Annotated in this window: 18 protein-coding genes; 10 read left to right on the top strand and 8 right to left on the bottom strand. The window is 70.4% G+C overall.

Annotation, left to right across the window (positions count from 1 at the left end):
- Nucleotides 1-5 precede the first annotated feature (5 nt).
- Together FXF65_RS13910 and FXF65_RS13905 are read left to right on the top strand one after the other, a co-directional pair.
- The gene (locus tag FXF65_RS13910; RefSeq protein ID WP_148350330.1) at nucleotides 6-890 is read left to right on the top strand and encodes an SDR family NAD(P)-dependent oxidoreductase; all 885 of its coding nucleotides are present in this window, start codon (nucleotides 6-8) and stop codon (nucleotides 888-890) included.
- A complete protein-coding gene (locus FXF65_RS13905) occupies nucleotides 887-1,444 on the top strand; it encodes a carboxymuconolactone decarboxylase family protein (RefSeq protein ID WP_148350329.1) in 558 nt (185 codons plus the stop codon). The genes FXF65_RS13910 and FXF65_RS13905 overlap by 4 nt, the downstream gene beginning before the upstream one ends.
- A gap of 33 nt (nucleotides 1,445-1,477) precedes the next feature.
- Here FXF65_RS13905 and FXF65_RS13900 read toward each other — a convergent pair whose 3' ends face one another.
- Entirely contained in the window at nucleotides 1,478-2,104 is a 627-nt protein-coding gene (locus tag FXF65_RS13900) for a TetR/AcrR family transcriptional regulator (protein WP_246198602.1), read from the bottom strand.
- 231 nt (nucleotides 2,105-2,335) lie between these two features.
- Here FXF65_RS13900 and FXF65_RS13895 point away from each other — a divergent pair, with 231 nt between their 5' ends.
- Nucleotides 2,336-3,022, top strand: a complete 687-nt coding sequence (locus tag FXF65_RS13895) for a Crp/Fnr family transcriptional regulator (RefSeq protein WP_067483689.1) — start codon at nucleotides 2,336-2,338, stop codon at nucleotides 3,020-3,022.
- A 66-nt stretch (nucleotides 3,023-3,088) separates the two neighbouring features.
- Here FXF65_RS13895 and FXF65_RS13890 read toward each other — a convergent pair whose 3' ends face one another.
- The 5 genes from FXF65_RS13890 to FXF65_RS13870 form a co-directional block, all read right to left on the bottom strand.
- On the bottom strand, nucleotides 3,089-4,006 hold the full coding sequence (locus tag FXF65_RS13890; protein ID WP_222868551.1) for an MBL fold metallo-hydrolase: 918 nt from the start codon (nucleotides 4,004-4,006) through the stop codon (nucleotides 3,089-3,091).
- A 4-nt stretch (nucleotides 4,007-4,010) separates the two neighbouring features.
- On the bottom strand, nucleotides 4,011-4,925 hold the full coding sequence (locus FXF65_RS13885; protein ID WP_246198595.1) for an NUDIX hydrolase: 915 nt from the start codon (nucleotides 4,923-4,925) through the stop codon (nucleotides 4,011-4,013).
- A 52-nt stretch (nucleotides 4,926-4,977) separates the two neighbouring features.
- Nucleotides 4,978-5,439 (bottom strand): RidA family protein, encoded by a 462-nt coding sequence (locus tag FXF65_RS13880; RefSeq protein WP_148350328.1) that lies wholly within the window; start codon nucleotides 5,437-5,439, stop codon nucleotides 4,978-4,980.
- 61 nt (nucleotides 5,440-5,500) lie between these two features.
- A complete protein-coding gene (sp36, locus tag FXF65_RS13875) occupies nucleotides 5,501-5,659 on the bottom strand; it encodes a Sp36 family protein (protein WP_131897152.1) in 159 nt (52 codons plus the stop codon).
- 55 nt (nucleotides 5,660-5,714) lie between these two features.
- Nucleotides 5,715-6,113, bottom strand: coding sequence for a winged helix-turn-helix transcriptional regulator (locus FXF65_RS13870; RefSeq protein ID WP_246198653.1), 399 nt, complete (start codon nucleotides 6,111-6,113; stop codon nucleotides 5,715-5,717).
- 133 nt (nucleotides 6,114-6,246) lie between these two features.
- On the opposite strand from FXF65_RS13870, the gene FXF65_RS13865 reads away from it, so the two are divergent.
- Nucleotides 6,247-7,194 (top strand): NADP-dependent oxidoreductase, encoded by a 948-nt coding sequence (locus FXF65_RS13865; protein ID WP_148350326.1) that lies wholly within the window; start codon nucleotides 6,247-6,249, stop codon nucleotides 7,192-7,194.
- 20 nt (nucleotides 7,195-7,214) lie between these two features.
- On the opposite strand, the gene FXF65_RS13860 is transcribed toward FXF65_RS13865, so the two are convergent.
- Nucleotides 7,215-8,228 carry a slipin family protein gene (locus tag FXF65_RS13860; RefSeq protein WP_148350325.1) on the bottom strand — a complete coding sequence of 338 codons (1,014 nt, stop codon included), beginning with the start codon at nucleotides 8,226-8,228 and terminating at the stop codon, nucleotides 7,215-7,217.
- Between the two features lie 241 nt (nucleotides 8,229-8,469).
- Here FXF65_RS13860 and bagA point away from each other — a divergent pair, with 241 nt between their 5' ends.
- Together bagA and bagB are read left to right on the top strand one after the other, a co-directional pair.
- Nucleotides 8,470-9,465 carry an ATPase BagA gene (gene bagA, locus FXF65_RS13855; protein ID WP_148350324.1) on the top strand — a complete coding sequence of 332 codons (996 nt, stop codon included), beginning with the start codon at nucleotides 8,470-8,472 and terminating at the stop codon, nucleotides 9,463-9,465.
- A gap of 35 nt (nucleotides 9,466-9,500) precedes the next feature.
- Complete coding sequence (gene bagB, locus FXF65_RS13850) at nucleotides 9,501-10,664, top strand: ATPase BagB (RefSeq protein ID WP_148350323.1); 1,164 nt, start codon at nucleotides 9,501-9,503, stop codon at nucleotides 10,662-10,664.
- Nucleotides 10,665-10,994: 330 nt separating this feature from the next.
- On the opposite strand, the gene FXF65_RS13845 is transcribed toward bagB, so the two are convergent.
- Nucleotides 10,995-11,306, bottom strand: a complete 312-nt coding sequence (locus FXF65_RS13845; protein WP_067893986.1) for a WhiB family transcriptional regulator — start codon at nucleotides 11,304-11,306, stop codon at nucleotides 10,995-10,997.
- 426 nt (nucleotides 11,307-11,732) lie between these two features.
- Between FXF65_RS13845 and FXF65_RS13840 the strand changes: the two genes are divergently transcribed.
- The 4 genes from FXF65_RS13840 (at nucleotide 11,733) to FXF65_RS13825 (ending at nucleotide 18,067) form a co-directional block, all read left to right on the top strand.
- A complete protein-coding gene (locus FXF65_RS13840; RefSeq protein WP_148350322.1) occupies nucleotides 11,733-13,910 on the top strand; it encodes a penicillin-binding protein in 2,178 nt (725 codons plus the stop codon).
- Between the two features lie 278 nt (nucleotides 13,911-14,188).
- Nucleotides 14,189-14,656, top strand: a complete 468-nt coding sequence (locus FXF65_RS13835; protein ID WP_148350321.1) for a hypothetical protein — start codon at nucleotides 14,189-14,191, stop codon at nucleotides 14,654-14,656.
- Between the two features lie 473 nt (nucleotides 14,657-15,129).
- Complete coding sequence (locus FXF65_RS13830; protein WP_148350320.1) at nucleotides 15,130-15,669, top strand: hypothetical protein; 540 nt, start codon at nucleotides 15,130-15,132, stop codon at nucleotides 15,667-15,669.
- 205 nt (nucleotides 15,670-15,874) lie between these two features.
- Nucleotides 15,875-18,067, top strand: a complete 2,193-nt coding sequence (locus FXF65_RS13825; RefSeq protein ID WP_148350319.1) for a glycoside hydrolase domain-containing protein — start codon at nucleotides 15,875-15,877, stop codon at nucleotides 18,065-18,067.
- Nucleotides 18,068-18,106: the final 39 nt, after the last annotated feature.

The following is an 18,106-nucleotide window of genomic DNA, read 5'->3' as shown; positions in this document are numbered from 1 at the left end:
CGCGCATGATCCTGGACTCGTCCCGCTGGACGGCGACGCTGACCGGCCGCCGGGTGCTGATCACGGGCGCGGCGCGCGGCATCGGCGCGGCCCTCGCCGCCCGGCTGCACGGGCGCGGCGCGAAGGTGGCGCTCACCGGCCTGGAGCCGGAGCTGCTGGCGCCGGTCGCGGCGCGCTGCGGCCCCGCCCCCTGGTGGACGTGCGACGTCACCGACCGGGACGGCGTCGCCGAGGTCGTCGAGTCCGCCGTCCGGGCGCTGGGCGGCGGGCTGGACGTCGTCGTCGCGAACGCGGGCGTGGCGGCGCAGATGCCGGTCGTCGGCGGCGACCCGTCCGTGCTGGAGCAGAGCCTGCGGGTGAACGTGCTGGGCGTCCACAACACCCTGCGCGCGGCCGGGCCGCACATCAGTCATGAACGGGGGTACGCGCTGGCCGTGGCGTCGCTGGCCGCCGCCGTCCACGCTCCGCTGCTCGGGGCCTATAGCGCGTCCAAGGCGGCGGTGGAGGCGCTGGGCGACACGCTGCGCGCCGAGCTGCGCCCCTACGGGGCCAAGGCGGGCGTCGCGTACTTCGCCGAGCTCGACACGGACATGACGCGGCGCGGGTTCGGGACGGAGGCCGCGTCCGCGCTGACCGGGTCCCAGCGCCTGAGCGGGCTCGTCTCGGCGGTCACCCCGCTGGACGTGGGCATCGACGCGCTGGAACGCGGCATCGCCCGGCGCTCCAAGCGCGTCGTCGCGCCGTGGTGGGTCGGCGGGGTGCTGCCGTTCCGGATGATCGCGCAGCCGGTCGTGGACCGGGTCGTCCAGCGCGATCTGCGCCGGATCCTGGAGATCGCCCGCGCGGAGCAGGTCGAGCTGACCACGCCGCAACCGGAATCTCACCTGTGACGGCGGCGTCCGGCGTCCCCCGGGTGGCCCCCGGCGGCATCCGCGAGATCGGGGCGGTGAACTGGCTCGTCTGCCGGGTCGCGGGACGCGCCGCCGGGACGGGCCCGCCCAACCTGTTCCGCACCCTCGCCCGCCGCCGCGGCCTGTTCCGCGGCTGGCTCTGGTTCGCCGGACGCCTCATGCCCGGCGGCTCGCTGCCTCGCCGGGAGACCGAGCTGGTCATCCTCCGCGTCGCCCACCTGCGCGGATGCCGCTACGAGTTCGACCACCACGTCCGCCTCGGGCGCCGCGCGGGCGTCCGCGAACGGGACGTCGAGCGCCTCAAGGAAGGCCCGCACGCCGCCGGCTGGACCCCGCGCGAGCAGGCGATCCTCGCCGCCGTCGACGGACTCCACGCCGACCGCGACCTGGCCGACGGCGCCTGGACGCGGCTGCGCGCCCACCTGTCCGAGGGCGAGTGCGTCGAACTGGCCGTGCTCGCCGGACACTACGAGATGCTCGCCACGGTGATCACCGCGCTGCGCGTCCAGCCGGACCGTGTAAGAGGGCGCTGACCAGCGGTTTCGGAGTGAGGATCACCACACGCGCTAGGCGTCCAGGACGCCCGAGCGGAGCAGCAGCCGGACGTGCTCGACGACCGGCGGACCGACCGCCCGCACCGCGTCCATGTCGCCCGCCGCGACCGCCGGAGTCACCATCGCGCCGACCGCCGACGTGACGATCTCGCAGGCGAACCGGGACGCCTCCCCGGTCACCCCCATCAGGCCCGCGAGGTCCTCGGCCAGGCCGTGCTGGATCTCCGACCGCCGCCGCACCGCCTCCGGCCCCGCCGCGTACACCTCGACCAGGAACAGTCGCGCGTAGCCCGGCTCCGACGCGAGCGCCTCCAGGTAGGCGCCGAACGCCCGCTCGAACCGCGCCATCGGGTCTCCGCCGCCCCCGGCCGCGTCCGCGAGACGGCGTCTGAGCAGCTCACTGGCCTTGTCGAACGCCGCCATGAAGCAGTCGAGCTTGGACGAGAACACCCCGTAGAAGCTCTGCCTGGACACCCTGGCCCGCTTCAGCACGTCCTCGACGGACGTCCCCACGTAGCCCTTCTCGGCCATCGCCGCCGCCATCGCCGCGCACAGGCGGTCGCGGTGCACCCGCTCCACCTCCGACCGGGACAGCGCGTGCCGCCCCCTCGGAAGCCGGCGCGGCGCGGGCTCGGGCATCCGATCAGCCTATGGCACCCCGCGGACCCGGTTGATCGTCCGGTAACGGGCGAAGAGACCGGTGTGACGGCATTCACCCGATGGTCCGTACACTGGGCGAACGGGACCACGGCGGCCCTGGCCGGGACGTTCGCACCGGTCCCGCGTTGTCGGCGCGCCGTGACCCTGCCTTCAACCACACGGTGGGACGTACGTCACACTAGGCATGTCGGGTGTTCGAGGAGGAGAAGCGTGACCGATCGCGACGTGGACGTTCTGAGCAGAGCCCCGCTCTTCGAGGCCCTCGACGAGCAGGGCGCCAAGGCGCTGCGCGCCAACGTGACCGAGGTGCGCCTCGCCCGCGGGCAGACGCTGTTCAACGAGGGCGAGACCGGCGACCGGCTGTACGTCGTCCTGGAAGGCAAGATCAAGCTGACCCGGACGGCGCCGGACGGCCGGGAGAACCTGCTGAGCGTCCTCGGCCCGAGCGAGATGTTCGGCGAGCTGTCGCTGTTCGACCCGCGGCCGCGCACCGCGAGCGCCATCGCGGTGACCGAGTGCCGCCTCGCCGGGCTCGGCCACGACGACCTGCGGCCCTGGCTGACCGGGCACCCCGAGGTGGCCGTCCAGCTGCTGCGGGCGCTGGCGCAGCGGTTGCGCAAGACCAACGACGTGATGGCCGACCTCGTGTTCACCGACGTCCCCGGGCGCGTCGCGAAGGCGCTGCTCGACCTCGCCGAGCGGTTCGGCCAGCCGTCGGAGGCGGGGCTGCACGTCCACCACGACCTCACCCAGGAGGAGCTGGCGCAGCTCGTCGGCGCGTCCCGGGAGACGGTCAACAAGGCGCTCGCCGACTTCGCCCAGCGGAACTGGCTGCGCATCGAGGCCCGCGCCGTCGTCATCCTCGACATCGAGCGCCTCCGCAAGCGCTCCAAGTGACCCTCCGACCCGACTGCCCCACCCCTTGATCAACAGGCCCGTGCGGCGTGGTGCGGGCCGCCCCGCTCACCGCTCGTTCAGATAGTCGAGCTGGGACTGCACGGACCACTCGGCGGCCGGCCACAGGGCCTTGTCGACGTCCGCGTATACACGTTCCACGACCTCGCGGGCGGTCCGCGCCCCCGCCTGCACGGCCGCCTCGACCTGGGCGAGCCGCTCGCGGCGATGGTCGATGTAGTGGTCCAGGACGGCGATCGGATCGTCCAGCCTGGGCCCGTGACCGGGCAGGATCGTCGCCGCCTCGACGCTCGCGGAGAACTTCCGGAGCCGGTCGAGCGAGCTCAGGTAGTCGCCCAGCTTCCCTTCCAGGACGGTCGTCCCGTATCCGAGGACGGTGTCGCCGGTCAGCACGGCGCCGTCCGCCGGGAGCCAGAACGTCAGCGAGTCGTCGCTGTGGCCGGGCGTCTCCATGACCCGCAGCTCCACACCGCCCGTGGTGATCACATCGCCCTCGCCGAGGCCCTCGTCGCCGAGCCGGTGCTTCGGGTCGAGCGCCCGCACCTTGACTGAGCCGCCCGCCATCCCCGCGAACTTCCCGGCGCCCGCCGAGTGGTCGGGGTGGCCGTGCGTCAGCAGGACGAGCCCCACCCGCCGTCCCTGCTCCTCGACGGTCCGCAGCACGCGCTTGAGGTGCTTGCCGTCCTTCGGCCCCGGGTCGACGACGACGGCCGCGTCGGATCCGGGCTCGGCGATGATCCAGGTGTTGGTGCCGTCCAGGGTCATGGCGGACGGGTTCTGCGCGAGCACGCAGGTGGCGCGTTCGGTGCCCATCCCGTCGATCTCCGTCATATCTCCCATCCTGCCCGAGGCGCGATCGGGATGATCGACCGGGTTCCAGCCCAGCCGGTCGAGGCGGCGCAGCGCGGACGTCCCCGCGAGCCGCCACATCACGGCCCGGCTCAGCGGCGTCCGGCGGGCCCCCATCCGGCTACTCGGGGAGCGCTTCGGGCAGGGCTTCGGGCAGGGCCTCGGGGAGGACGAGGTACACGTCGCCGTCGATGATCTTCGCGGTCGGCTCCACCGGAGTGATCCGCCGCCGCGCCGCCAGCACGTCCGCGACCGTGCCGAACTCGGCCAGCTCGGCGAGCGTCGTGATCGTCGGCGGCAGCATCGGCCAGTCGCCGGACGCGCCCCGCTCCGCGGCCTCCGCCGGGCGCACCCACGCCACCCGGTCGGCCTCGGTGCTGACGTCCCTGGCGCGCTGGCCGTCCGGCATCGCGGCCACGAAGAACCGGGTGTCGTAGCGCTTCGGCTCGATCCGCGGGGTGACCCAGTGCGCCCACGGGCGGAGCAGGTCAGCGCGCAGGACGAGGCCGCGCCGGTCGAGGAACTCGCCGAACGAGAGGGAGCGGTCCAGCAGGGCCAGCCGGTCGGCCTCCCAGGCGCCGCCGCGGGTGTCGTCCACGACGGTGCCGGCGGTCGGCCCGGCGAGCAGGACGAGCGTCTCCTCGAACGTCTCCCGGACCGCCGCGCAGACCAGCTCGCGGGCCAGCGTCTCGTCCGCGTCGAACGCCGTCCCCCACTCGGCGGGCGGCGGGCCCGACCAGGCGAGCGCCGCGTCCCCGTCGCGCGGGTCGACCGCGCCGCCCGGGAACACGTACGCGCCGGGCGCGAACGCCATCGACCGGACGCGGCGCATCAGGAACACCTGCAGCCCGTGCCGGTCGTGGTCGCGCAGGACGGCGACCGTGGCCGCGTGCCGCGCGGGGGCGATCTCGGCACGGCCGGACCGCAGCTCCTCGAAGCGGGCGCGGAACGACGCGGGGAGCTTGAAGCCGGTCACCGGCGGCTCGACGGGCTCGTGGTTCTCATGGCGGGCCCATTCGGACATACCGAATGCCATTCCGTCAAGTTCACCGAGTCCGCCGAGACCATCCGGCCCGACCTGCCGGGGCTCAGTCGACCTCCGCGATCAGCTCGACCTCGACGGGCACGTTCAGCGGCAGGGCCGCGACGCCGACCGCGCTGCGCGCGTGCCTGCCCGCGTCCCCGAACACCTCGACGAGCAGGTCGCTCGCCCCGTTGACGACCTGGGGCTGGCCGGAGAAGTCCGGCGCGCTGGCGACGAACCCGACGACCTTGACGATCCGCCGCACCCGGGACAGCTCGCCAACCTCCGCCTTCAGCGCCGCGATCGCGTTCAGCGCGCAGATCCGGGCCTGCCCGGCGGCCTCGTCGGCGGCCACCTCGGCGCCGACCTTGCCGGTGACGTGCACCTCGCCCTTCACCACCGGGACCTGCCCCGACGTGTAGACGAGCGAGCCCGTCCGGGCCGTCGGGACGTACGACGCGACCGGCGGGACGACGTCCGGCAGCTCGATTCCCAGCTCCCGCAGGCGCTCCTCTGGCGTGCTCATGACCACTCCTCCTCGATGCGGCTCAACGACCCCGATGCGGCTTTACAACATCGGTGCGGCTCTACGACTGGACTTCGCGCTTGAAGTAGGCCACGAGGTTCTCCGGGTTCGGCCCCGGCAGGACGGTCACGAGCTCCCACCCGTCCTGGCCCCAGTTGTCGAGGATCTGCTTGGTCGCGTGCACCAGCAGCGGCACGGTCGCGTACTCCCACTTGGTCATGCGGCGAGCTTATGGCAGGGGCCCTCCGCATCGAGTTAGGGGGCGGCGCGTGGCCCTAGGAGGCGGTGGTCGCCGCGTCGTACCGCGCGCGGGCCGCGTGGATCTCGTCGATGTTGTGGTCGGCCCACCGGTGCATGGCGGTGACGAGCGGGATGATCCGCTCGCCGAGCAGCGTGAGCGTGTACTCGACCTGCACCGGGACGGACGGCGTGACCGAGCGGGAGACGAGGCCGTCCCGCTCCAGGGAGCGGAGGGTCTGCGTGAGCATCTTGGCGCTGACGCCCGGCATCGTCCGGGCGAGCTCGGCGTACCGGCGGGCGCCGCCCGCCAGGCGGCCGAGGATCATCGCGCTCCACTTGTTGCCGAGGATGCCGACGAGCTGGTGCGTGGGGCACGCCTCCATGTAGGCGTCGAAATCCGCCTTGTCCCGCTCGCGGCGCTGCGCCGCCGTCATCGTCGTCACGGGCTCACCTCCTGGTGCCGAACGCACTCGGAAGTAACTCCTTCCGGCCCGCCGCTGTTCCGGCGAAGGTGGGCGATGCGGGGGTTCTCCCCGCGAAATCCCCTTTGAGGCAAGGAGTCTCGGCATGCGCGCGATCATCGTCAGGGCACCCGGCGGGCCGGCGGCGCTTGAGGTCGCCGACGTCCCGCTACCGATCCCCGGGCCTGGTCAGGTGCGGATCAAGGTGGCCGCCGCCGCGGTCAACCCCGTGGACGCCGCCACCCGCTCGGGCGTCCTGGCCGACGCGGGGCTGATGCCGCCCATCGGCGAGCGGGAGCACACCGGAATCGGCTGGGACGTCGCCGGAACCGTCGACGCGGTCGGCGGGGGAGTGACCGGTTTCGCGGAGGGCGACCAGGTCATCGGCGTCCGGGACCGGCTCGACGTGCCGGTCGGGACGTACGCGGAGGCGGTCGTCCTGGACGCGGCCTCCATCGCCCGCGCGCCCCGGTCGGTCCCGGCGGTCGAGGCGGCGACGATCCCGCTGAACGGCCTGACCGCGCTCCAGGCGCTCGACCTCCTCGACCTCCCGGCGGACGGGACGCTGCTGGTCACCGGCGCCGCGGGGGCGGTCGGCGGCTACGCGGTCGAACTCGCCGCGCGGCGCGGGCTGCGGGTCGTCGGGGCGGCCTCGGCGGCGGACGAGGCGCTCGTCCAGAAGCTCGGCGCGGAGCTGTTCGTGCCGCGCGACGCGCATCTCGGGGACGCGGTCCGGGCGCTCGTCCCCGGCGGCGCGGACGCAGCGCTCGACGCGGCGCTGCTCGGCGTCCGAGCGCTGGACGCCGTCCGCAGCGGCGGGACGTTCGCCGCGGTCAACGGGGGCCCGGTCACGCCGCTGCCGCTGCGCGGCATCACCGTCCGCAACGTGTGGATCCGCGCCGACGGCGCCCGGCTGGCGCAGCTCTCCGACCTCGCGGACGCCGGGCGCCTGACCCTCCGCGTGGCGGGCACGCTCTCCCTGGACGAGGCCGCCAAGGCGCACGAGCGCCTGGCGGCGGGCGGTCTACGCGGCCGCCTGGTCCTCGTCCCCTGAACCCTGAGACCGGGGGACGGTCAGGTCTGCGGCGGGCGCTCCGATTCGTCGCCGCCGGTGATCCCGCGCGGCTCGCCGGAGTCGTGGCGCGGCTTCGGCTCGTCCAGTCCGATGACCGGCGGGACGTCCTCGGCCGACTCCAGCGTCGAGGGCGTCTCGGCGGCGCGGGCCAGCTCCTGCTCGGCCCTGGCGAGCCGCTCCCCGAGGTCCGGGGCGCCCTCGCCGCCGCCGGAGCCGCTCGCCGGGGAACCGCCCGCGACCTTGTCGAAGAACCGCAGGATCTCGACCGGCAGCGGCATGACCAGCGTGCTGTTCTTCTCCGCGGACACCTCGACGACCGTCTGGAGCAGCCGCAACTGCAGGGCCGCCGGGTCCTGCGACATGATCTCCGCCGCCGCGGCGAGCCGCTTGGACGCCTGGAACTCGCCGTCCGCGGTGATGATCCGCGCGCGGCGCTCCCGCTCGGCCTCCGCCTGCCGGGCCATCGACCGCTTCATGCCCTCCGGCAGCGACACGTCCTTGATCTCGACGCGCTCGATCAGGATGCCCCACGGCTCCTCGGTGATCGCGTCGATGATCCCGCGGAGCCGCGTGTTGATCTTCTCGCGCTCGCCGAGCAGCTCCTGCATGTCGGCCTGGCCGATGACCGACCGCAGCGACGTCTGCGCCACCTGGGACACCGCGTACCCGTAGTTCTGGACGTTCACGATCGCCTTCACCGGGTCGATCACGCGGAAGTACACGACGGCGTCGACGCGGACGCTCACGTTGTCCTGGGTGATGCCGTCCTGGCCGGGGACGCCCATCGTGACCGTCTGCCGGCTGACCTTCTGCATCCGCTCGACGACCGGGACGATCGCCGTGATGCCGGGCATGCGGACCGCGCCCCGGCGGAGCTCGCCGCCCCGCTGCACCTGGCCGAACCGGAACACGATGCCGTGCTCGAACTGCTGCACGACGCGGACCGACGACGTCAGGACGATCAGCGCTCCGACGACGACGACCAGCAAAATGACTAGAGCCACCGCTTCCATCACGGGCACCTTTCTCGCGTGGACGGCGGGCCGGGGAGCGTCCCCCGCCCCGACTCTGCCTGGACCCGTGGAATCCAGTCGGAACCTCCCGCAGGGCGGTTCACGTTTTCCAGCTAACCGCGCGGGCAAGCCGAAGTACAACGTCCAAGCGAACGATCTTGAACGAACCGTGTCAGGGATCACTTGCAGAGGGGCGGGCGCGGTCTGAAGTGTCCGTCGGGTGAGCGATATGGTCGATCGGGTGAGCGCGAGAGACACCGACTGGGACGGCGTACGCCTCCATGTGGTGACCGGGAAGGGCGGGACGGGCAAGACCACCGTCGCGGCCGCGCTGGCGCTCGCCCTGGCGGCCGGAGGACGCAAGGTCCTGCTCGTCGAGGTCGAGGGGCGGCAGGGCATCGCCCAGCTCTTCGACTGCCCGCCGCTGCCCTACGGCGAGCGCCGCGTCGCGGTCGCCCCGGACGGCGGCGACGTCTACGCCCTCGCGGTCGACACCGAAGAGGCGCTCATCGAGTACCTCGAGATGTTCTACAACCTGAAGCGTGCCGGGAAGGCGATGACCAAGCTCGGCATCGTCGACTTCGTCACCACCATCGCGCCCGGCCTGCGCGACGTGATCCTCACCGGCAAGACCAGCGAGTCCGTGCGCCGCAAGAGACGGGACGGCTCGTTCATCTACGACGCCGTCGTCATGGACGCCCCGCCCACCGGCCGGATCACGAAGTTCCTCAACGTGAACGACGAGGTGTCCGGGCTGGCGAAGATGGGGCCCGTCCGCAACCACGCCGACACCGTGATGAAGGTCCTGCGCAGCCCTGAAACGGCCGTTCACTTCGTCACGCTGCTGGAGGAGATGCCCGTCCAGGAGACCATGGACGGGATCCACGACCTCACCGAGGTCGGCCTCCCCATCGGCGGCGTCATCGTGAACATGGAGCACCCGCCCGTCCTCACCGAGGACGACCTCGCCGCCGCTGCCGCCGGAGCCCTCGACCTGGACGAGATCGTCCGCGGCGTGAAGGCCGCCGGGCTGGAGCACGACGCCGAGTCGATCGCCGCCGTGCTCGCCGCCGAGGCCGCCGACCACGCCCGCCGCACCGCCCTCCAGCGCCGCGAGAAGGAGCGCCTGGAGGCGATCGACCGCCCCCGCTACACGCTCCCCCTGCTCTCGGACGGCATGGACCTCGCGGGCCTCTACGACCTGGCCGCCGCCCTGCGCGCCCAGGGCGCCGCGTGATCGGGGGCCTCTCATGAACCGGCAGAGGTGAACGGATGAGCCCGACCGGCAAGACCCCGCCCGCGCTCGACGTGGACGCGCTGCTCGACGACCCCCGCACGAAGATCATCGTGTGCTGCGGGTCCGGCGGCGTCGGCAAGACGACGACGGCCGCCGCGCTCGGCCTGCGCGCCGCCGAGCGGGGCCGCGACGTGGTCGTCCTCACCGTCGACCCGGCCCGCCGCCTCGCCCAGTCGATGGGCCTGTCCGAGCTGGACAACAACCCGCGCGAGATCGAGGTCGAGGGCGACGGCGAGCTGCACGCCATGATGCTCGACATGAAGCGGACGTTCGACGAGATCGTCGAGGCGCACGCCGACCCCGACCGGGCGAAGCAGATCCTGGCGAACCCCTTCTACCAGTCGCTGTCGTCCAGCCTTTCGGGGACGCAGGAGTACATGGCGATGGAGAAGCTCGGCCAGCTGCACCGCTCCGGCGCCTGGGACCTGATCGTCGTGGACACCCCGCCGTCCCGGAACGCGCTCGACTTCCTGGACGCCCCCGAGCGCATGGGCCGCTTCCTCGACGGCCGCTTCATGAAGATCCTCGCGGCCCCGGCCAAGACCGGCGGCCGGTTCGGCGTCAAGGTGATCAGCGCCGGGTTCGGCATGTTCACCGGCGTGATCAACAAGGTGCTCGGCGTCCAGCTCCTGCGGGACGTGCAGACGTTCGTCGCCGCGTTCGACACGATGTTCGGCGGGTTCCGGGAGCGGGCGGAGAAGACGTTCCGGCTCCTGCAGACCCCCGGCACGGCGTTCCTCGTCGTCGCCGCGCCCGAGCCGGACGCGCTGCGCGAGGCGTCCTACTTCGTCGAACGGCTCGCGGAGGAGCGCATGCCGCTCGCCGGGCTGGTCGTGAACCGGGTGCACGAACCGGGGGCGGACGTCCTGTCCGCGGCCCGCAGCCAGGCCGCGGCCGAGACGCTGGAAGAGCGCGGCGAGCACAAGCTGACCGCCGCGCTGCTCCGCATGCACACCGACCGCATGCAGCTCGCCGCCCGCGAGGAGCGGCTCCGCGACCACTTCGCGTCCACGCACCCGACGGTGCCGGTCACGGCCGTCCCGGCGCAGCCCGAGGACGTCCACGACCTGGAGGGCCTGCGCTGGGTGGGCGAAGACCTGGCCGCCGCTCCCACGACCCCGCCGTCCGCCGTCGCCTGACCAGCCGCCGCCCGGCTCGGCGTCGGGTGAACGTCACGCACGCCGCCGCCCAGCCTGCGCAAGGCGTCGCCGTGCCCATTTCACTGGCCGGAACAGCACGCGGCGCAGCCCCAACGAACTGGCACGGGTTCGATCACCGAAAAGCACAAACCCGGCAAGTCGGCCTGCCAAAGCGAGGATTTTTCATCAATCCTCGTCCGGGCACCGAAAATCGTCGGCTGGACGGTGACCCGCGTCCACCCGTAATGAGCCACCGGGATGGACGCGGCTGTGGGCCCGCACCAAAACGGTGCGGGCCCGAAGCCACGCTTTATTGGACGAGCCGCAGCCTCAACTGGCGACGAGTTCCTGCTCTTCGACCTCGACCGACCGCTCGTACTCCTCCTTGGCGGTCTCCAGCAGGTCGCGCCACGATCGCACGTCCGGCCGCCGACGCAACAACGCGCGCCTCTCCCGCTCCGTCATGCCGCCCCAGACACCGAATTCGATCCGGTTGTCGAGGGCGTCGGCGAGGCACTCCGTGCGCACCGGACAACCGCGGCAGATCATCTTGGCCCGGTTCTGCGCCGCACCCTGCACGAACAGGGCGTCCGGATCCGCGTTACGGCAGGCGGCGCGGGCGGTCCAATCCGTGATCCACATCTTGGCCCCACTCCCCTAGGGTCTGTGTCGATTTGCGCTCCTTGGCCGGACGGGCGCGGACGTCAGGCCGCCAAACGAAAGCCGTGGGGAAGAACTTACGGAAGCGAGGGACGATTCAACAGCCCCCGATGGGCCCATTCTCGATATAGCCCACCAGGGCCATACCGCCGGAACGGACTAGTTACCTGTAGTTGACGCGCCAGACACGGCTCGGGTTGTCATCATGAGGGCATAACGGACGTACGTCCCGGCCAACCGGAGGGCGGTACGTTCGACCTCGGGAGACCTGTCCCGAATGCACAGCTCGTCCCGCGTACTCTAGACCCCGTGCGGGTTGCGAACACTGATCGGGTCAAAGCTGCGTCCACGCTCTTCAGGCTGCTTGGAGCGGGGGTACTGGCGGGTGTCCTTGTCGCTTTCATCGCGTTGCCGAGCGTCGGCAGCGCCGGCCTCACGGCCCGCGACGCCGCGAACAACTTCGAGGACATGGACAGCCGCCTCAAGACGACGCCGCCGTCCGAGAAGACGGTGATGTACGACGCGACCGGCAAGCAGATCGCCACGTTCTTCGACAAGTACCGGGAGTCCGTCCGGCTCGACCAGGTCGCGCCCATCATGCGCACCGCGATGATCGACATCGAGGACTCGCGCTTCTACCAGCACGGCGCCCTCGACCTGAAGGGCACGATCCGCGCGCTGGCCTCCAACGTCGAGTCGGAGCAGACGCAGGGCGGGTCCACGCTCACGCAGCAGTACGTCAAGAACCTGCTCGTCGACGCGGCCCGGACGCAGGAGGAGTACCGCGACGCCACCGCGACCACGGTCGGCCGCAAGCTCCGCGAGCTGCGCTACGCGCTCGACCTCGAGCAGCGCTACAGCAAGGACCAGATCCTTGAGGGCTACCTGAACATCGCCTACTTCGGCGCGGGCGCGTACGGCGTGCAGGCGGCGGCCAAGCGGTACTTCAGCGTCCCGGCGTCCCAGCTCAGCCTGGGGCAGGCGGCGCTGCTCGCGGGCATCACGCAGAACCCGACGGCCTACGACCCCATCCGCAACCCCAACGACGCGCGGAAGCGGCGCGACATCGTCCTGTACCGGATGGCGCAGCTCCGCCACATCACCAAGCAGCAGGCCGACGCGGAGGCCGCGAAGCCGATCCAGCTCAACCGCACCGACCCGGTCGGCGGCTGCGAGTCCAGCAAGGTGCCGTACTTCTGCGAGTACGTGAAGTACGACATGCTCAACATCCTGTCGGACGGCAAGTACTGGCAGCTCAAGCCGAAGCAGCAGCAGAGGTACGTCAACGACCTCAACCGCGGCGGCTACACGATCCGCACCACGCTCGACATGCAGGACCAGCGGGCCGTCGACCGGTCGCTCCGCCAGACGGTGGCCCCCGGCGGCAGCCGCGTCGGCGTCGAGGCGATGGTCGAGCCCGGCAGCGGCGGCATCCGGGCGATGGGCGTGAGCAAGCGGTTCGGCCCCGGCAAGGGCCGGACGACCATCAACCTGCCGGCCGACGCCGCGCACGGCGGAGGCAGCGGGGTGTCGGCGGGCTCGACCTTCAAGGTCTTCACGCTCGCCGCCGCGCTGAGCCAGGGCATCCCGGTCAGCACGTCGATCAACTCGGGCAACAGGACGACGGTGGCCGGGCTCAGCACCTGCAAGGGCGACGGGACGGCTCCCTGGAGCCCGACGAACGCCGACCCGGCCGAGGCGGGCGGCTACAACCTCAAGACCGGCACCTGGGCCTCGGTCAACACGTTCTACGCCCAGCTCGAGAAGCGGGTCGGGCTGTGCAACGCGGTGAAGATGGCCGAGAAGTTCGGCATGAAGCGGGCGGACGGCCGTCCGCTGTTCCAGGTGCCCTCCCAGGTCCTCGGCACCAACGAGATCGACATGGTGCACCTCGCCGCCGCGTACGCCGGTTTCGCCGCGCGCGGGAAGTACTGCGAGCCCATCTCGGTCACCGAGGTCATCGACGCCCAGGGCAAGAAGCTCAAGCTTCCCAAGCAGGAGTGCCGCCAGGCGCTGAACCCCGACGTCGCCGACAAGGTGAACTCGATCCTCCAGGGCGTCCTCACCAAGGGCACCGCGCGGCGGATCGGCGGCATCGGCAGGCCCGCCGCGGGCAAGACCGGCACCTGTGAGGAGCACTCCTGCGCGGTCTTCGCCGGGCACACCCCGAACCTCGCCGCGGCCGCCGCCTACTGGGACTTCCGCGGCCCCTACCGCTACAAGGTGTACGGCGTGTTCGGCGCCGACCAGCCGTTGACGATCTGGTCGCAGAGCATGCGCGGCGCCCTCTCCGGCAAGCCCGCGCCGAACTTCAACACCCCGTCCCAGAGCTTCGGCGACACCGTCCGCGTCCCGAAGGTGGAGGGCGCGACGATCGCCGCCGCCAAGGCCGCGATCACCGGCGCCGGCCTGGAGGTGCGGGTGGCGTCGGGCTCCGTCCCCTCGGACAAGCCGCGGGGAACGGTCGTGTCCACATCTCCGGACGCCGGCACCGAAATCCCGTCGGGCGCCACCGTCATCCTTTATGTGAGCAGCGGTAAGAAGGGCCACGGCAACGGCCCGCCCGGGACGGGTTGGCCACGCTGAGGTAACGGCTGACCATTTCCGGACAGCCGCCGCCTCCATAGCGGCTCCACAGCGGCTCCAGCCCCCGCCACCGCTCCGCGGTGCGCGGGGGCTTCGGCTTTTCAGCAGGTCGCGGCCGCGATTTCCGGGCGCGTTCGAGCTACCACACATTCCAGCACCGCGGAAGATCAGCGAAGTGTCTCCGAAATAGTCGCTTGACCAACCGGAACACGGTTAGTCATGATCACCCCCGAGATGATCTCTTAGCGAGGAGGGGCCTCGTGTTCTCATTGAGCAGCGTGAATTCGCGGAGGATCGCCGCCGCGGTGGTGGCGGTCGGTACGGTCGCGGGTGGAATGACCGCACTGGCCGCGCCCGCTTCCGCCGCGCCGCTGTGGTGCGGTTCGTGGCTGAAGAATCCCGGAAGCGGAAGCCATCTGGTGTCCGGCACCCGCGCCAAGATCAACAACACCGCTTACATGCAGGTGAACGACAAGAAGGTCAACGGCGTCTGGTACGCCTGGGCCAAGCTCTACAAGTCGGGATCGGCCACTTCAGGGGTCGCTCTGATTTGGCGGAACGCGAGCAACGGAACCCTGTACCAGTGCGGTGGACGTGACGGAAAGTCCGCCTACCAGTACACGGGTTGCAGCAATACGCTCTGCGACGCCTACACGCCCGGTGTCGACAACCCGCACGCCAACCGGGTCCAGGCCAAGGTCGTCCGGAACAGCGAGGTCTTCTACGGCCCTGCGGTCGCCTACTGATGGACCGCGGTCCCGTCCGGACGGCCGCCACCTCGGCCTTCATCGCGCGGGCCTTCATCGCGCGGGCCATCGTCGCGGGGGCCATCGTCGCGGGGACCGTCATGGCGGGGCTGACAGCGTGTTCGTCCGGCTCCGGCCCCGGCGGAGAGCCTCCGCTGGGGCCGGTCCCGACGCCGCGGACCGGCTCCCAACTGTCACTGCCTTTGGACGCTTACAAACCCTCAATGGAGGAATCCGTCCGAATCGAGCGGGCTTCCGGTCTTTTTCTCCGCGCCTGCATGAAACGGTATGGATTCACCTTCCCGGTGCCGAGCGCGCACGTCCCGAAGTACCCGAGAAACGCGACGCTCCTGTCCTGGATTCCGATCCAGGAGGTCGGACGGTACGGGTACCAGGGGCCGCCCGGCTTCAACGCCGACCTTGCCGCCGCTTCCCGGAACGGAAGGCGGGGTTTCATCGTTCCACCGGACCAGATGCCGGTTTTCGAGGGGAGCGTCAAGAGCATCAACGGGGTTTCCGTTCCGCCCGGCGGATGCTACGCGGCCCTCAAACAGAAGATCAACGCGGGCGGGCCTCGTGTCCAGGTAGACCCCAAAGACCCGAGCGTTCAGCCGGAACAGGGAATCGAGTACTTCCAGATCCAAGCCAACTTCCAGGCACGCTCCGACCGCAGATTCCGCACACTGCTCGGAAAATGGAGCGCCTGTATGGCGAGGTCAGGTCTGAACTACGCCTCCCCGGACTCGGCCGAGGGGGATCCCCGCTGGGCGGACGCGACCGAGAACGGAGAACGCCACAAGCCCGGCGCCGCCGAGTTGAAGACGGCGACCACCGATGAGCGCTGCCGCGCCGAAGTGAACTTCTCCGGGGTGTTGCAGGCGCTGATCTCCGCTTACGAGCGTCGCCAGATCAAAGCCCACGGCGAGGTGATCCGCGACATCCAGAAGCTCCTCCGCGTCCAGGTCGGAAACGCCCCGGCTCTGACGGAGCCGCCGACCGACACCGTCCCTTAGATCACCGTCCCTTAGATCACCGTCGAGACCACCGTCGTGGCCGCCGCCGCGCCAGAGAAGAGGCGGCCGCGCCGGAGCCGGCGTCGGGCGCCCGTCCCCTCGTCGGCGAAACACCCGCCTGACTTTTAGGTGTGCACCCCGCTAGGCGCGCAGTACCAGTCAGTTCCCCGGAAGCCCTCGGCAATATTCCAGGAGGAGTATCGAGATGGCCGATGACATGGTCCGCAGAGCCCAGCGCTTCATCAACACCGTCTACAACGGCGTGCCGGGTATCCCACACGTCGACGAGGACGGCGTCACCGGCTGGTCGACGATGTACGCCCTCACGCGGTGCCTTCAGCACGAATTGGGCCTCACCTCCCTCTCCGACAGTTTCGGACCCACCACGCTGAGCACCCTCCAGTCGAAATGGCCCACCATCAGCCGCAGTTCGGTCCCACCCGCGAACATCATCCGGATCCTGCAGTCGGGCCTGTACTGCAAGGGGTACGACGGCGGTGAGATCGACGGCATCTACAACGACCGCGTGGCGGCGGCCGTCACCAAACTCAAGACCGACATGGGGGTCTCGGACGCCTTCCCCGGCGACGCGACCACGCCCAAGGTCTTCAAAGGCGTGCTCAACATGGACGCCTATGTCGTCATCAGCGGCGGATCCGGCACGGTGCGTACCATCCAGCGCTGGATGAACGCCCGCTACATCAACCGCCGAAACTACTTCGTCATCCCGTGTGACGGACACTTCTCGCGGGACGTCCAAAAGGCCCTGATGTTCGTCATCCAGTACGAGCTGGGGATGAGCGACGACGTCGCCAACGGGGTCTTCGGCCCGGCGACGAAGGACGGTCTGAAGCAGAACACCCTTTCCACCGGCTCAACCGGGGTATGGGTGAACCTCTTCAGCGCAGCGATGATCTTCAACCGCCGGGACGGCGTGACGTTCACCGATTCCTTCGGCAGCGCACTCGCCAGCGCGGCATCGGCGTTCCAGCAGTTCGTCAAACTCCCGGTCACCGGCAAGGGCGACTTCCAGACCTGGGCGTCGCTGCTGGTCTCCACCGGCGACTCGACCCGGAAGGGAACGGCGTTCGACTGCGTCACCGAGGTCAACACTCCGCGCGCTCTCGCCTTGAAGGACGCGGGTTACCAGATCGTCGGCCGTTACCTGTGCAATGTCGCGGGCACCACGCTGAACAAGATGATCCAGCCGTTCGAGTTGACCACGATCCTCGGCCACGGGCTCCGGGTCTTCCCGATCTACCAGACCTACGGCGGCGCGGTCTCCTACTTCAACTTCAAGCAGGGCGCCGCGGACGGTTTCGACGCCATCGTGTGGGCCCGGCACCACGGGTTCAAGCCGGGAACGCGCATCTATTTCGCCGTGGACTACGACGCGATCGACGCCGATGTCACCAGCAACATCATCCCGCACTTCCGGGGGATCAAGCAGTCCATCGACGAGTACGGCGGCGGTTACACGATGGGGATCTACGGGCCCCGGAACGTGTGCAGCCGGGTCGGCGGCCAGGGTCTGACCTCGGCCAGCTTCGTCTCGGACATGTCGACCGGGTTCAGCGGCAACCTCGGCTACCCCATGCCCGAGGACTGGGCCTTCGACCAGATCGCCACGATCACCGTCGGCTCCGGCGACCGGCGCATCGAGATCGACAACGACATCGCCTCCGGACGCGACCAGGGGCAGAACAGCGTCGTCCCGCCCGGAATATCCGAGGAACTCGACGTTCCCTTCGACTCCCAGTACCTCGGCACGCTGCTCTCCGACATCCGGCACTACTTCTCGACGATCGGGATCGAGGAATCCGGGATCGGCCAGCCGTACTCCACCGAGGAGTCGTTCCGGATACTCATGGCCTACGACCGGCTCATCACCAACCTGGCCCGCGCACTGAGAATGCGCAAGTCGCTGATCCAGGTACCGCTCCTCTGGGAGATCAGGCACTATTCGGATCTCGACATCGCGTCCGACGAACTGGTCCGCCAGCACTACAACAACGGCATCGGCGGCAAGATCGACGGAAGCACCGGGCTGGGCCAGATCTTCGCGGCGACCGCCATCGCCGCGCGGAACCACTCCGTCGACCTCGGCATCCTGAACGTGCCGAAACTGAACCCCGCCAAGGAGGCCGACCTTTGGCCGATTTGGCAGAAGCTCAACACCGAGCCCGATTTCAATATCGGCGTCGTCCCGCACGTGCACATCTGGGGCGCCAACGACGTCGGCGCGCCACGTCCGAGCCTTGATTACAGTGATGCCAACACACTCCGGGTTCTGGTCCGCTACCAGGGATCAGGTCCGGACGCCGAAGCGGACGGGCAGAAGCGGCTCGGGCTCTACCGGGTGTTCGAGAGCTTCAACAAGCCCTTGCGGGAAAAATGATCCGAGAGGGGACGTTCACCTTGCGTCCTGGCCGCCGCC

It is taken from the genome of Actinomadura syzygii, from assembly GCF_008085905.1.
GTDB lineage: Bacteria > Actinomycetota > Actinomycetes > Streptosporangiales > Streptosporangiaceae > Spirillospora > Spirillospora syzygii.
Note: the sequence above shows the minus strand (reverse complement) of the source record. Positions and strands in the feature narration are given on the sequence as shown.